The sequence below is a fragment of the Nocardia ignorata NBRC 108230 genome, assembly GCF_001612905.1.
In the GTDB taxonomy this organism is placed as follows: domain Bacteria; phylum Actinomycetota; class Actinomycetes; order Mycobacteriales; family Mycobacteriaceae; genus Nocardia; species Nocardia ignorata.
Window position 1 is genome coordinate 26383 of the sequence record NZ_BDBI01000034.1, and the last position, 14369, is coordinate 40751.

The window sequence follows — 14369 nt, forward strand, 5'->3', positions numbered from 1 at the left end:
CTCACTTGCTCTCGTTCACCGAAGCGCTCTTGATATCGCGCTTGGTGTTGAAGGGGTACGTGGAGGTGGCCACCGGGGACTCGCCGATCGCCTCGAGGGCCTGACCGTTGGTCTTGCCGTCGATGCGCGCCTGCAGGTACTGGGCGAACTTCTCCGGCGAGACCGCGCGGACCTCGAAGTTCATCATCGAGTGGTAGGTGCCGCACATCTCGGCGCAGCGCCCGACGAACGCGCCTTCCTTCTCGATCTCGGAGATCTGGAAGACGTTGTCGGACTGGTTTTCCTTCGGGTTCGGCATCACGTCGCGCTTGAACATGAACTCCGGCACCCAGAAGGCGTGGATCACGTCGGCGGCGGCGAGCTGGAACTCGATGCGCTTGCCGGTCGGCAGCACCAGGATCGGGATCTCGGTGCTGGAACCGACGGTCTCGACCTTGTCGTAGTGCAGGTACGAGAGGATGTCGTTGGCCGGCTTGCCGTGCAGGGGGCCCGGCTGCTTCTTGCCGTGGTCGCCCTCGCGCTCCTCGTAGCCGCGCAGCTGCTCCTCGTTGGCCTGCTCCCGCTCGGTGTCGATGCCGTTCCAGGTGAGGCCGCCCACGTTGGCCACGTCGCGGTAGCCGAACTTCCAGTTCCACTGGAAGGCGGTCACGTCGACGGTGACGTCCGGGTTGTCGGTCTTCTCGTGCACGTAGTTCTGCACGACGACGGTGAAGTAGAACAGCACCGCGATGATCACGAACGGGATCGCGGTGTAGGTCAGCTCCAGCGACACGTTGTAGCCCGTCTGGCGCGGGAACTCCGGGGAGTCCTTGCGCTTGCGGTGCATGATGACGGTCCAGAAGGTCAGACCCCACACCAGCACGCCCATGGCGAGCGCGGCCAGGACCGACCAGGTCCACAGCTCCCGCATCCGGGTCGCCTGCGGCGTGATGCCCGAGGGCCAGCCGAACCGCAGCCAAACATTGTCGATCGAGCAGCCCGAGACCAGGAGAGCAGTCATCCCCAAGGACACCGCCAGCCCGGCCCGCCGAAGGATACGGCCCTGCCGACCCCGAACGGGTCGAGCCCCGATCTCTTCGCTCGCCTTGTGCGCCACGCTCACGCCTTCCTGGTCGCTACACATTCCGACACTTTGCGTCTTCGGGGCCGCGATCCGCCCGTCCGACACGTTTTCCAGCACGTTTCGGTCCGTCCCGAGTATCGCGGCTGTGACGCCGGTTCACCTGAGAAGGACCTGAGTACTACGCAGCGTAGACCAAAGCGGGTGCTGTCTTGTCGCGGGGTCGGATTCGACACTCCGCCTTGATCGGACGCGACCGCACGACCTGCGGTTCTGTCCACGCGACCCGGCGATTCCGGCGGACGCGCGAACCGCCGCACCGGGTTTCGCGGCGCACATGCCCGCTCGCCTGGGTACCGGGCGGGTGGAGTCGGTAGAGTTCAGTGCAACCCCGGTCGACCCCGTCGCGCCGGACGTCCACGCGCCGAGCCTGCCAGGTGGTCGCACCACCGTCGCTCATGCGCACATCGAACGAGAGAAGGTTGCCGACACGTGTGCGGACTGCTCGGATTCCTGACAGCTGATGCGGCGACGACCGAGGTGGTCGATCAGGTCTACGACGCCCTGCACTGCCAGCGCCACCGCGGCCCGGACGAGAAGGGCACCTGGCACGACGATCACATGATCTTCGGCTTCAACCGCCTCTCCATCATCGATATCGAGCACTCGCACCAGCCGCTGCGCTGGGGCCCCGCGGACAACCCGCAGCGCTACGCGATGACCTTCAACGGCGAGATCTACAACTACCTCGAACTGCGCGAGCAACTGGCCGCCGAACACGGCGCCGAATTCCCCGAGGGCAAGATCTTCGCCACCGACGGCGACGGCGAGTCGATCGTCGCCGCCTTCCACTTCTGGGGCCCCGAGGCCGTGCGCAAGCTGCGCGGCATGTTCGCGTTCGCGATCTGGGACACCGAGAAGCAGGAGCTGTTCCTGGCCCGCGACCCCTTCGGCATCAAGCCGCTGTTCTACGCCACCGGCCCCGGCGGCACCGCGTTCGCCAGCGAGAAGAAAAGCGTGCTCGAACTGCTGAGTCCGCTCGGCCTGTCCGACGAGCTCGACCCGCGCGCCCTCGAGCACTACACGGTGCTGCAGTACGTGCCGGAGCCCGAGTCGCTGCACAAGAACATCCGCCGCCTCGAATCCGGCACCTACGCCACGGTCCGGGCGGGCGCGCAGCCGACGGCCACCCGCTACTTCCGCCCCGACTTCCGGGTGCGCCCGTTCGCCGAGGGCGCCGCGCGGGCCCGCTACGCGGAGATCGCCGCCGCGCTCGAGGACTCGGTCGCCAAGCACATGCGCGCCGATGTCACCGTCGGCTCGTTCCTGTCCGGCGGTATCGACTCCACCGCCATCGCCGCGCTGGCCATGCGCCACAACCCGAAACTCATCACCTTCACCACGGGGTTCGAACGCGAGGGCTACTCCGAGGTCGACGTGGCCGCCGAGAGCGCCGAGCTGATCGGCGCCCGCCACATCGTGAAGGTGGTCTCCCCCGCCGAGTTCGCCGCCGCCATCCCCGAGATCGTCTGGTACCTCGACGACCCGGTCGCCGATCCGGCGCTCGTTCCGCTGTACTTCGTGGCCAAGGAAGCCCGTAAGCACGTCAAGGTCGTGCTGTCCGGTGAAGGCGCCGACGAGCTGTTCGGCGGCTACACCATCTACCGGGAACCGTTGTCGCTCAAGCCCTTCGAGTACCTGCCCGCCGGGCTGCGCAAGCTCGTCGGCAAGCTCGGCGACCGCATCCCCGACGGCAAGCGCGGCAAGTCCCTGCTGCAGCGCGGCTCGCTCACCCTCGAGGACCGCTACTACGGCAATGCCCGCAGCTTCAACGACGCCCAGTTGCGTTCGGTGCTGCGTGAATTCCGCCCGGAGTGGACCCACCAGGACGTCACCGCCCCGATCTACGCCCAGTCCAGGGGCTGGGACCCGGTCGCGCGCATGCAGCACCTCGACCTGTTCACCTGGTTGCGCGGCGACATCCTGGTCAAGGCCGACAAGATGACCATGGCCAACTCCCTGGAACTGCGCGTGCCGTTCCTGGACAACGAGGTGATGCGGGTCGCCCAGGGCCTGCCCTACGACCAGAAGATCACCAAGGAAACCTCGAAGTACGCGCTGCGTCAGGCCCTGGACGGCATCGTCCCCGACCACGTCCTCAACCGCGCCAAGCTCGGCTTCCCGGTCCCCCTGCGCCACTGGCTGCGCGGCACCGAACTCTACGACTGGGCCGAATCCCAGATCGCCGAGTCCCAGACCGACCACCTGCTGAACAAGCAGGCCGTCCTCCAAATGCTGCGTGACCACAAGGCAGGCGTCTCCGACCACAGCCGCCGCCTGTGGACCCTGCTGGTCTTCATGGTCTGGCACGGCATCTTCGTCGAAGACCGCATCAAGCCCGAAATCCAGGAACCCACCTACCCGGTCTCCCTCTGACAACACGAACGCCCCCGGGAAATCTCGGGGGCGTTCGTCGTTTCGAGATCACCATGCGCTGGGGGCGGAAGCCTCTGGGGCGATGCCGCCACCAGAGCGTGGTGATCGAGTGTCCGGCTAGAGGAGGACGGCCAGGTCGTCGGCGGCTTCGGGGCCGTAGGCCTTGGTGAGGCGTTCCAGGGCGTCCTCGGTGTTGAGGGTCCATTCCTGGGTGCCGGTGGTCTCCAGGATCAGGACGGCGATGAGGGAGCCGAGTTGGGCGGCGCGCTCCAGGCTCAGGCCCGCGCGGTGGGCGGTGAGGAAACCCGCGCGGAAACCGTCGCCGACGCCGGTCGGGTCGACCTTGTTCAGCTCGGGAACCACGCCGACGCGGACCTCGGTGCCGTCGGTGTCGACCACGAGGACACCCTCGGCGCCGAGGGTGGTGACCCGGATACCGACCTTGGCGGTGATCTCGGCTTCGCTCGAGCCGGTCTTGGACTGCAACAGCGCCCACTCGTACTTGTTGGTGAACAGGTAGGCGGCGCCGTCGACGAGTTCGGCGGCCTGCTCGCCGTCGAGGCGGGCCAGCTGCTGCGAGGGGTCGGCCGCGTACGGAATGCCCTGCGCCTTGGCCTGGCGGGTGTGGGCGATCATCGCTTCGGGGTCGTTCGCGCCGACCAGCACCAGATCCACCGCGTGCTCGGCGGCGATCGCGGCGATGTCGATCTCGCGCGCCTCGCTCATGGCGCCGGGGTAGAACGACGCGATCTGGGCCATCGTCTCGTCGGTGGTGCACACGAAACGGGCGGTGTGGGACTTGGTCGACACGTGCACGGCCGAGCAGTCGACGCCGTTGTCCTCCAACCACTTCCGGTACTCGGCGAAGTCGGCGCCGACCGCACCGACGAGCAACGGACGCTGCTTCAGCAGCCCCATCGCGTAGGCGATATTGCCCGCGACGCCGCCGCGGCGGATCTGCAGATCGTCGACGAGGAAACTCAGCGACACATGGTCGAGCTGATCGGCGAGCAGCGCATCGGCGAATTTGCCGGGGAAACGCATGAGGTGGTCGGTGGCGATGGACGCGGACACGGCTACAGACACGAGGCGAAGCCCCTTCGGCGCTAGACGGAAACAAAGAAGCCCGGGATCACCCGATCCCGGACCTCAACCGTAGCAAGCGTGACCGCCGGTAGTTCACCTCTTGGTCACCTCGCCACGTCGTCGCGCCGCATGTGAGCGCGGGTTCACGGAGCCCGCAAACCCGCGGCAGCCGACCTCAGTTGAACGAATCGCCGCAGGCGCAGGAACCGGTGGCGTTCGGGTTGTCGATGGTGAAGCCCTGCTTCTCGATGGTGTCGACGAAGTCGATCGAGGCGCCCTGGATGTAGGGAGCGCTCATGCGGTCGACCGCCAGCTTCACACCGGAGAACTCGACGACGATGTCACCGTCGAGGACGCGGTCGTCGAAGAACAGCTGGTATCGCAGGCCGGCACAGCCACCCGGCTGCACGGCGATCCGCAGGGCGAGGTCGTCGCGACCTTCCTGGTCGAGCAGCGCCTTCGCCTTGGCGGCGGCAGCGTCGGTCAGCGTCGCACCGTGGGTTTCGGTGGCGGTCTCGTTCTGCACAGTCATGGACACTCCTAGTTCGGCTCAGCCCGTCAACGGACCTCAGGTGCACAGCGCACGACTGAAATCAACACATCGCACCGGCTGCGTTATTCCATTTTGCCACCCATGCCGGCGCGTGTGGACCCGCCCCGGGTGCTCGTGCCCACACTACTCGCCTACCGGCTGTGATCCAGCTCGCATCGGTTCGGCGGTGAGACCACCGGCACCGCCGGGGAGACCGAGTTTCCCCCTGCTCGACCCCATCGAATAGCCTGGTGAACGTGAAATTGTTCCGTCGCGACGAGTCCAGCACCATCGACGAGTCCGTCGACCCCTCGGTGCCCGACGTCGAGAAGACCGCCGCCGCACCCGCATCGTCCACCCCCGGTAAGGGTCGTCCGACCCCGAAAAGGCGTGACGCCGAAGGCAAACGACGCGGCCCGGTGGCGCCCGCCCCGATGACGGCCAAGGAGGCGCGGGCCCGCCGCAAGGCGGCCAAGGGCAACCGCGCCGACCGCAAGGCGGCGGCCGCGGATCGTCGCGCCGCCGTGCAGGAGCGGCGCGCCAGGATGCTGGCGGGCGAGGACAAGTACCTGCTGCCCCGCGATCAGGGTCCGGTCCGCGCGTATGTGCGCGATCTGGTCGACGCGCGCCGCAACCTGGTCGGCTTGTTCATGCCGATGGCGCTGGTGCTCATCCTGTCGATGTTCGTGGCGCCGCAGCTGCAGAGCATCGTCACCCTGGCCATGCTGGTGATGATGCTGTTCATGATCATCGAGGGGTTCGTGCTCGGCAAGATCGTGAACAACCGGGTGATCGAGCGGTTCCCCGAGACCACCGATACCGGCTTCAAGCTGGGCTGGTACGCCTTCGTTCGCGCGTCCCAGATCCGCAAGATGCGTGCCCCGAAGCCCCGGGTCGGCCCGGGCGACGCGGTATAGCTTCCCCATCTGCGCGAATGCCGTTCCATCCACCCGGATGGGACGGCGTTCGTTGTTTCAGAAGTGGCCCGGACGGATCTCGGTCGAGTAGCCGGCGATCGCGCGGAGCTCGGCGTCGATGCGCTGGGCGTCGCGGTCGATGACCCCGGTGGCGCCTGCGGTGCCACGTCCGGCGAGGACGGCGAGTGCGGTGATGGCGGCGAGGACGATCAGAAAAGTAAGCATGGCAGTAATTTTGCGCGCGTTGGTTTTCGGCCGAAAGTGGCTGTTCTGTCATTGTGCGTAAAAATTCGGCCAGTAGGATGGGGTGATGCTGTCCAGGGTTGCGGTCGTGCTCAACGAGAAGCTCGCGATGTTCGAGTTCGGTGTCGTCTGCGAGGTTTTCGGGCTCGACCGCACCGCCGACGGTTTGCCCGGTTTCGAGTTCCGGGTCTGCGGGGCGGAGCCGGGTAAGCCGCTGCGCTCGACGACTCCCGGCGTCACCGTCACACCCGAATACGGTCTCGACGAGCTCCTGCACGCCGATCTCGTCGCGATTCCGGCATTCCCCTTCACCACCGAACTCGCCTACCAGCCCGGCGTCGTCGAGGCGGTGCGCGCGGCCTCCGACGCGGGCGCCACCGTGCTCACCGTCTGCTCCGGGGCGTTCCTGGCAGGCGAGGCGGGCCTGCTGGACGGGCGCAAATGCACAACCCATTGGCGCTACGTCGACACCCTCGCCGCCAAGTACCCCGAGGCCACCGTCGACCCCGACGTGCTGTTCGTGGACGAAGGCAACTTGATCACCAGTGCGGGCACCGCGGCGGGCATCGACGCCTGCCTGCACCTGGTCCGCCGCGAGATCGGCACGGCCGCCGCCAACGGCATCGCCCGCCGCATGGTGGTGCCACCCCAGCGCGACGGTGGTCAGCGCCAGTTCATCGAGCAGCCCATCCCCGAATGCCACGCGGCCGGCCTGTCGGACCTCCTCGCCTGGCTCAGCGAGAACCTGGCGCATCCGCACACCGTCGACGAACTCGCCGCCCGCGCCAGCATGTCCACCCGAACCTTCGCCCGCCGCTTCGCCGCCGAAATCGGAACCACCCCGGTCAAATGGCTCACCACGCAGCGCGTGCTGTTCGCCAAACACCTACTCGAAGCCACCGAGCTGCCACTGGAACGCGTCGCCGACCAGTGCGGTTTCGGATCCGGCGCCCTGCTGCGCCACCATTTCCAGCGCCAGGTCGGCCTGGCCCCCACCGAGTACCGCAGGCGCTTCGGCTCCGGAAACTGAACGACCGGATCGCTGTCGGGCTGTTCGCTCCGGATTCCCCTGTGAGGCCTCACAATTCGCGAACATGCGGGTTCATCGAGAAGCCTCAGCGACTTGACCTGCGATGGGGGAACCTGGTCAGCTGGAACGGTGTTTCGTAGCGGGTGGGGAAGTTTCGCGCGGTTGAGGACGGTTCTGGCGGCCGTGACTGCGGCTGTGGTGGTGTCGTCGGTCGGTTCGGTAACGGCTGCGGCCGTGCCTGTCGCGCCCGTGTTTCGTACGCCCGCAGGCGGTTTCGAGGAACTGTTCGTTCCGTCGAGCATGGGGCCGATCAAGGTGCAGGTGCGGTGGGCGGCGCGGGGCGGTTCGGCTGCGCTGTATCTGCTCGACGGTTTGCGTGCACCGGCCGACCACAGTCAGTGGACGACCGATACCGATGTACTCAACCGATTCGCCGGTGACAACGTCACTCTGGTGTTTCCCGTCGGTGGGCATTCGAGCTTCTACACCGACTGGTACCGCCCGAGCAGCACCAACGGCCAGGCCACGATCTACCGGTGGGAAACGTTCCTCACCCGCGAACTGCCGGACTTCCTTGCCGGATACGGTGTTTCACGCACGAACAACGCGGTGGTCGGCGCCTCCATGGGAGGCAACGCCGCGCTGACGCTGGCCGCGCACCACCGCGACCAGTTCCGGTTCGCGGGCGCGTTCTCCGGTTTCCTCAACCCGACCTTCCCTGGCTGGGATTTGACGATGCGCGCCGCCATGCTCGACGAGGGCCGTTTCAATCTCGACGACATGTGGGGCCCGGTCGGCGATCCCGCCTGGCGGCGCAACGACGCGACCGTCCAGGCCGAACTGCTGCGCGGCCTGCCGCTCTACATCACCTCGGGCAACGGCGTGCCCGGTCCCCTCGACGCGAGCTCCGCGGTGGGCAATACGGTCAATGCGATGGGCATCGAGTCGCTGGCCGTGATCGCGGCCAGCATCTTCCGGGAACGAACCGTCGCCCTCGGGATCCCCGCCCGCGTCGACATCACCGCGGGCACCCACACCTGGCCGTACTGGCAGCAGTCGCTGGCCAACGCCCGGCCGATGATCCTGCAGGCGCTCGGCGAAGCCTGAGGTTCCCGGCGAGCGGCGCCGATTGCTACCGTGCTGCCATGTCGGCCACTGCCTCACGCACCCTCGTTCTAGGCGGCGCCCGGTCGGGCAAGTCCGCGTTCGCCGAAGGGCTGCTCGCCGAGGCGACCGAGGTGCGCTACCTGGCCACCGCCGTCCTCGACCCCACCGACAACGACTTCGCCGAGCGCGTCGCCGTCCATCGCGACCGGCGCCCGGCGCACTGGTCGACCGTCGAGAACATCGAACCCGCAACGGTTCTCACCACCGGAGCACCCGCGACCCTGCTCGACGACATCGGCACCTGGCTAACCGCCCGCCTCGACGCCCGCGCCGCCTGGGACGCCCCGCGTGGCACCGTCATCCCGGACTGCGACGAACTCGTCGCGGCCGTCGCGGCATATCGGCAGCGGCTGGTGATCGTGTCGCCCGAGGTGGGGATGGGTGTCATTCCGGCGACGCGGTCGGGTCGGCTGTTTCGGGACGAGATCGGCACCCTGAATCAACGGCTGGCCCAGGTGTGCGACGAGGCATTCCTGATCGTGGCCGGACTGCCGGTCCGGTTGAAATGAGCCGGGGTCGCCCGGCACACCGTGGTCCGGGCAAGATGAGCAGCGAAGAACCACTTTGTCGAAAGGCTTGCCAGTGACACACGGATTCGGCCCGGTCGCGGCCCCCGACGCGCAGGTGCGTGCCGCGGCCGAGCAGCGCCAGACGCAGCTGACGAAACCGGCCGGATCGCTGGGACGACTCGAGGAACTCGGCAACTGGATCGCCGCCTGCCAAGGTGTGTGTCCGCCGAAGCAGTTCGAACGTGCCCGTGTGGTGGTGTTCGCCGGAGACCACGGTGTCGCCGAGCACGGCGTCTCCGCGTATCCGAGCGAGGTCACCGCGCAAATGGTCGCGAATTTCCTCGCCGGTGGGGCGGCGGTGAACGCGCTGGCCGCCGTCGCGGGCGCGACCGTGCGCGTCGCCGACATCTCCGTCGACGGCGACACCGACCCGACGGTCTCCCAGCACAAAGTTCGCCGCAGCTCGGGCTCCATCGACCGTGAGGACGCGCTCACCGGGGAAGAGGTGGCCGCCGCGCTCGCCGCCGGGCGGGCGATCGCCGACGAGGAGGTCGATGCGGGCGCCGATCTGCTGGTCGCCGGGGACATGGGTATCGGCAACACCACCCCCGCCACCGTCCTCGTAGCCACCCTCACCAACACCGAACCGGTCGCCGCCGTCGGACGCGGCACCGGTGTCGACGACGCGGGCTGGATCCGCAAGGTCGCCGCCATCCGCGACGGCATGCGCCGTGCCCGGCCCGTCGCCGCCGACCCCGTCGAACTGCTGCGCGTGGCGGCGGGCGCCGATTTCGCCGCCATGGTCGGATTCCTCGCCCAGGCCGCAACCCGCCGCACCCCCGTCCTGCTCGACGGTGTCGTCGTCACCGCCGCCGCCCTGGTCGCCGAGGACCTCGCCGCGGGCGCGAAAGCGTGGTGGCTCCCCGCCCACCGCTCCACCGAGCCCGCCCACGACCTGGCCCTGAAACACCTCCGCCTGCAACCACTTCTGGACCTGAACATGCGCCTCGGCGAGGGTTCCGGCGCCCTCACCGCCCTCCCCCTCCTCCGCGCCGCCGTGGCCACCCTCTCGGAGATGTCGACCTTCGCCGACGCGGGCGTGAGCACATCCGACGAAGTATCTGTCGACCTCGTCAAGTGACGCCGCGAAACGTTGTGAACGCCGCGCGATTGGCGATCTCCTGGCTCACTGTCGCACCAGTTCACGGTCCGGCGCAGGTCGACCGGGCCGTCGCGGGGCGGGCGATCACGCTCGCGCCGTTGGTCGGACTACTGCTGGGCGGCGCGGTGGCCGGGACGCTGTGGGTGTTCGAGCGGGCCGGACTCACCAGCGCGCTCGCCGGCCTGCTCGCCGTGGGACTTCTCGCCCTGTGCACGCGCGGTATGCACCTCGACGGGCTCGCCGATACCGCCGACGGGCTCGGCAGCTATGGGCCGCCCGAGCGGGCACGCGAAATCATGAAGTCCGGTGCGGTGGGGCCGTTCGGGGTGGCGGCGTTGATCTTCGCCATCGGCGCTCAGACGTTCGCCTTCGCCGCGCTCGTCGACGAGCGGCGGTGGGCGGCGATCGTGCTCGCGGTGGCGCTCGGCCGGGTCGCGGTGGTCGTCGCCTGCCGGCGCGGCGTTGCGGCTGCTCCGGGGTCGGGTTTCGGCACCCTGGTCGCAGGCACCCAGCAGATCGCCGCAGTGGCCTTGTGGTCTGCCGTCGCCCTCTGCTGCTCGGTATTCGTCGTTCCCGGCAACTTCTGGCTCGGCCCCGTCGTCGTCCTCACCGCCCTGGCCGGATCGGTCCTGATCACCCGCCACTGCGTGCGCCGCTTCGGCGGCCTGTCCGGTGACATTCTCGGCACGACGGTGGAAATCACGACTTCTCTTGCCGCCCTTGGCTTCTCGCTGACATTCTGACTCCCCGCCACACAACTATGTGAAACCAGCACTGTTCACAAATGGGGTGGTCGCCGGTTGTGCGCTCCCACAGACCGCCCGGTCATCGGTACTCGGGTGCATCGCCAGCACACCGGTGGCAATACAGTGGAAGACATGTCTTCCGAGCGCCTCTACTTCCGTCAGCTGCTGTCGGGCCGGGATTACGCCGTCGGCGATCCGATCGCGACACAGATGCGCAATTTCGCGTATCTCATCGGCGATCGGGAGACCGGCGAGACCCTTCTCGTCGACCCCGCCTACCAGGCCGCCGACCTCGTCGAGGTGGCCGCCGCCGACGGCATGCGCGTGAGCGGCGTGCTGGCCACCCACCATCATCCCGACCATGTCGGCGGAACCATGCTCGGCTTCACCCTCGGCGGTGTGCGCGAATTACTCGAGAAGACCAGCGTGCCCGTGCACGTGAACAAGCACGAACTGGACTGGGTCGCCAAGACCACCGGCATCGCCCCGAGCGAGCTCACCGGCCACGACAACGGCGACACCGTCTCGGTCGGCGCCTTCGACATCGAACTGCTCCACACCCCCGGCCACACCCCCGGCAGCCAGTGCTTCCTGTTCGACGGCCGCCTCATCTCCGGCGACACCCTGTTCGTCGACGGCTGCGGCCGCACCGACTTCCCCGGCGGCGACTCCGACGAGATGTTCCGCAGCCTGCGTCACCTGGCCGGGCTGACCGGCAATCCCGTCGTCTACCCGGGCCACTGGTACTCCGAGGCGCCGAGCGCCGAGCTGTCCTCGGTCCGCGACAACAACTACGTGTTGCGTCCCCAGTCCCTGCAGCAGTGGCAAGCCCTGATGCCGGGCTGACAAACGAAAGAGCGGGCCCACACTCGGGGGCCCGCTCTTTTTTTCGCCGATTACAGCTTGCGCAGCCACCCGTGGGTGTCGGCGAACGTGCCGCGCTGGATACCGGTGAGCGTGTCGCGCAGCGCCATCGTCACCTCGCCGGGCTCGCCGCCGCCGATCGCGAATTCGCCGTCGTGGGAACGCACCCAACCGACGGGGGTGATCACGGCGGCCGTTCCGCACGCGAAAACCTCACTGATCTCACCGGTTTCGGCGCCCTTGCGCCATTCCTTCACCGAGACCTTGCGCTCCTCCACCGGATAGCCGGAGTCGGCGGCCAGGGTGAGCAGCGAGTCGCGGGTGATGCCGGGCAGCAGCGAACCCGACAGTTCCGGGGTCACCAGCCGCGCCTGCGACCCGGTGCCGAACACGAAGAACAGGTTGTTGGTGCCCATCTCCTCGACGTAGCGACGCTCGCAGGCGTCCAGCCACACCACCTGGTCGCAACCCTTCTCGGTGGCCTGGGCCTGGGCGAGCAGGGAGGCGGCGTAGTTACCCGCCACCTTCGCCTCACCGGTACCGCCGGGCGCGGCGCGCACGTATTCGGTGGACAACCACACCCGCACCGGCTTCACACCGCGTGGAAAGTACGCGCCGGCGGGCGAGGCGAGCAGCAGGTATTTGTAGGCGGCGGCCGGCTTCACCCCGAGACCGGCCTCGGTCGAGAACATGAACGGACGCAGGTACAGCGAGTCCTCACCACCGGCGGCGGGCACCCAGTCGGCGTCCACCTCGAGCAGCTGGCGCACCGACTCGATGAACAGCTCCTCCGGCAGCTCCGCCATCGCCATACGGGCCGCCGACCGACGGAACCGCGCCGCGTTGGCGTCGATGCGGAAGGTGGCGATGCTGCCGTCGGGCTGACGGTAGGCCTTGAGACCCTCGAAGATCGCCTGTCCGTAGTGGAAGACCATGGTGGCCGGGTCCATCGACAACGGACCGTACGGCTCGACCCGCGCGTTGCCCCACTGACCGTCGGCGTAGTCGATCGACACCATGTGATCGGTGAAGTACCGCCCGAAACCGGGCGCCGCCAGTACCTGTTCCCGCTGCTGCGCCGAGATGGGCGCGGGGTGCGGAATACGGGTGAACTGTGCAGCGACTGTCATGACGTGATCCTATCGGGCGGTAACTGTTACTTGGTCTTGGTGTCGACGAACGGCGGCTTGACCACCTCGCAGCGCAGCCTGCGCCCGCGCACGTCGACCTCTACCTCGTCGCCGGGCGCGAGCTTCGCGTCGGTGTCGAGCAGGGCCAGCGCGATGCCGACCTTCAGCGAGGGCGAGAAGGTGCCCGAGGTGGTCTCGCCGACCGGTTCGCCGTCGCGCAGGACGGTCTGGCCCTGGCGCAGCACACCTCGGTCGAGCGCTTTGAGACCGAGCAGAGTGCGCCGCGGTCCGTCGGCCTTCTCCTTCGTCAGCGCGTCCTTGCCCCAGAACTGCGGCTTCTGCCAGCCGACGGCCCACCCTGTCCGAGCCTGGTTGGGGGTGATGTCGAGGGAGAGTTCGTGGCCGTGCAGGGGGTAGCCCATCTCGGTGCGCAGGGTGTCGCGGGCGCCGAGTCCGGCGGGCTGACCGCCTGCGGCGCGGACCTGTTCGACCAGCGCGCGGAACACCGGTTCGGCGTCGTCCCATTTCGGCAGCAGCTCGTAGCCGTGTTCGCCGGTGTAGCCGGTGCGGCACACGCGCACCGGCCGACCTTCCCATTCGGCATCGGCGTAGGCCATGTACTCCATGTCGGTGGGCAGGCCGAGCGCGGCGAGCACCTCGGTGGACTTGGGCCCCTGCACCGCGAACACCGCGTACTCACGGTGTTCGTCGGTGACGGTGATGCTCTCGGGTGCGGTCTTGCGCAGTTCGGCGACGACAGCGGCCGTGTTCGCGGCGTTCGGGACGAGGAACACCTCGTCGTCGCCGACGTAGTACGCGATCAGGTCGTCGATCACGCCGCCGTCCTGCGCGCAGCACAGCGTGTACTGCGCCTTGCCCGGGCGGATGCGGCCGAGATCGTTGGTCAGCGCCGAGTTCACGAACTGCGCGGCGCCCGGCCCCGCCACTGTCGCCTTGCCCAGGTGGCTCACATCGAACAGGCCGACGGTCGTCCGCACCGCGGTGTGCTCGCCGACGGTGCCCGCGTACTGCACCGGCATCTCCCAGCCGCCGAACGGGGCGAAGGTTGCCCCCAGTTCCACATGAACGGCATGGATGGGGCCTTCGAGCAGGACGTTGTCGGTCATGCCAGCGAGCTTATCCGGCGGTCCCGACATCGCGGCGTGCCCCTGCATTTGGGGGCTCTCACCAGCCATCTCGGCACGCCGGAGCATGCGAGGATCACGCCATGAATCTCCGTAGACCCATCTCCGTCCTGATGCTCGCCGGCGCGTCGGTGCTGCTGACCCAGCCGGTCGCGCACGCCGAGACCGGCAGCAGCCAGATCAATGTGGGCTGCATCCTGCAGTCGCTGTCCGGAGAGAGCCCGACCGCCGACTGCAACCCGTCCCCGATCCCGGTCCCCTGATCGGGAACCGTCGTGACCCGGCTTCGAGGGGTGCACGGGTCGCGACGGTCGCGAGCGAAAGATGAAGACGGGCAACGGC

The 14369-nt window shown here is 68.1% G+C and carries 15 protein-coding genes; 9 read left to right on the forward strand and 6 right to left on the reverse strand.

The genetic code is table 11. The features are described 5' to 3' along the window. Position 1: 1 nt before the first annotated feature. Entirely contained in the window at positions 2–1000 is a 999-nt protein-coding gene (ctaC, locus tag NI2_RS26375) for an aa3-type cytochrome oxidase subunit II (RefSeq protein ID WP_067495994.1), read from the reverse strand. Positions 1001–1552: 552 nt separating this feature from the next. On the opposite strand from ctaC, the gene asnB reads away from it, so the two are divergent. After that, positions 1553–3496 carry an asparagine synthase (glutamine-hydrolyzing) gene (gene asnB, locus NI2_RS26385; protein ID WP_067496001.1) on the forward strand — a complete coding sequence of 648 codons (1944 nt, stop codon included), beginning with the start codon at positions 1553–1555 and terminating at the stop codon, positions 3494–3496. Between the two features lie 117 nt (positions 3497–3613). Here the strand turns inward: asnB and NI2_RS26390 are convergent, their stop codons facing one another. Beyond that, positions 3614–4540, reverse strand: coding sequence for a carbohydrate kinase family protein (locus NI2_RS26390; RefSeq protein ID WP_371852012.1), 927 nt, complete (start codon positions 4538–4540; stop codon positions 3614–3616). A gap of 217 nt (positions 4541–4757) precedes the next feature. Then, the gene (gene erpA, locus NI2_RS26395) at positions 4758–5114 is read right to left on the reverse strand and encodes an iron-sulfur cluster insertion protein ErpA (RefSeq protein WP_067496006.1); all 357 of its coding nucleotides are present in this window, start codon (positions 5112–5114) and stop codon (positions 4758–4760) included. A 257-nt stretch (positions 5115–5371) separates the two neighbouring features. Between erpA and NI2_RS26400 the strand changes: the two genes are divergently transcribed. Next, positions 5372–6031, forward strand: coding sequence for a DUF3043 domain-containing protein (locus tag NI2_RS26400; protein WP_067496159.1), 660 nt, complete (start codon positions 5372–5374; stop codon positions 6029–6031). 57 nt (positions 6032–6088) lie between these two features. Here NI2_RS26400 and NI2_RS34025 read toward each other — a convergent pair whose 3' ends face one another. Then, positions 6089–6256 (reverse strand): hypothetical protein, encoded by a 168-nt coding sequence (locus tag NI2_RS34025; protein WP_157104682.1) that lies wholly within the window; start codon positions 6254–6256, stop codon positions 6089–6091. Between the two features lie 85 nt (positions 6257–6341). On the opposite strand from NI2_RS34025, the gene NI2_RS26405 reads away from it, so the two are divergent. The 6 genes from NI2_RS26405 to NI2_RS26430 all read left to right on the forward strand — a co-directional run bounded on the left by NI2_RS26405 (position 6342) and on the right by NI2_RS26430 (position 11734). After that, on the forward strand, positions 6342–7304 hold the full coding sequence (locus NI2_RS26405; RefSeq protein ID WP_067496008.1) for a helix-turn-helix domain-containing protein: 963 nt from the start codon (positions 6342–6344) through the stop codon (positions 7302–7304). Positions 7305–7478: 174 nt separating this feature from the next. After that, entirely contained in the window at positions 7479–8411 is a 933-nt protein-coding gene (locus NI2_RS26410; RefSeq protein ID WP_371852013.1) for an alpha/beta hydrolase, read from the forward strand. A gap of 38 nt (positions 8412–8449) precedes the next feature. Beyond that, entirely contained in the window at positions 8450–8980 is a 531-nt protein-coding gene (locus NI2_RS26415) for a bifunctional adenosylcobinamide kinase/adenosylcobinamide-phosphate guanylyltransferase (protein WP_067496013.1), read from the forward strand. A gap of 73 nt (positions 8981–9053) precedes the next feature. Further along, complete coding sequence (gene cobT / locus NI2_RS26420) at positions 9054–10121, forward strand: nicotinate-nucleotide--dimethylbenzimidazole phosphoribosyltransferase (RefSeq protein ID WP_084476835.1); 1068 nt, start codon at positions 9054–9056, stop codon at positions 10119–10121. Positions 10122–10135: 14 nt separating this feature from the next. Further along, positions 10136–10885 carry an adenosylcobinamide-GDP ribazoletransferase gene (locus tag NI2_RS26425; RefSeq protein ID WP_067496019.1) on the forward strand — a complete coding sequence of 250 codons (750 nt, stop codon included), beginning with the start codon at positions 10136–10138 and terminating at the stop codon, positions 10883–10885. 135 nt (positions 10886–11020) lie between these two features. After that, positions 11021–11734 (forward strand): MBL fold metallo-hydrolase, encoded by a 714-nt coding sequence (locus NI2_RS26430; RefSeq protein ID WP_067496162.1) that lies wholly within the window; start codon positions 11021–11023, stop codon positions 11732–11734. A gap of 50 nt (positions 11735–11784) precedes the next feature. Here the strand turns inward: NI2_RS26430 and NI2_RS26435 are convergent, their stop codons facing one another. Together NI2_RS26435 and gcvT are read right to left on the reverse strand one after the other, a co-directional pair. Next, positions 11785–12882: a branched-chain amino acid aminotransferase gene (locus NI2_RS26435; protein ID WP_067496022.1), complete on the reverse strand. Its 1098-nt coding sequence runs from the start codon at positions 12880–12882 to the stop codon at positions 11785–11787. A gap of 26 nt (positions 12883–12908) precedes the next feature. Beyond that, positions 12909–14009 carry a glycine cleavage system aminomethyltransferase GcvT gene (gcvT, locus tag NI2_RS26440; RefSeq protein WP_067496025.1) on the reverse strand — a complete coding sequence of 367 codons (1101 nt, stop codon included), beginning with the start codon at positions 14007–14009 and terminating at the stop codon, positions 12909–12911. 101 nt (positions 14010–14110) lie between these two features. Between gcvT and NI2_RS34030 the strand changes: the two genes are divergently transcribed. Continuing rightward, complete coding sequence (locus NI2_RS34030) at positions 14111–14290, forward strand: hypothetical protein (protein WP_133734234.1); 180 nt, start codon at positions 14111–14113, stop codon at positions 14288–14290. The last annotated feature ends 79 nt before the right edge of the window (positions 14291–14369 follow it).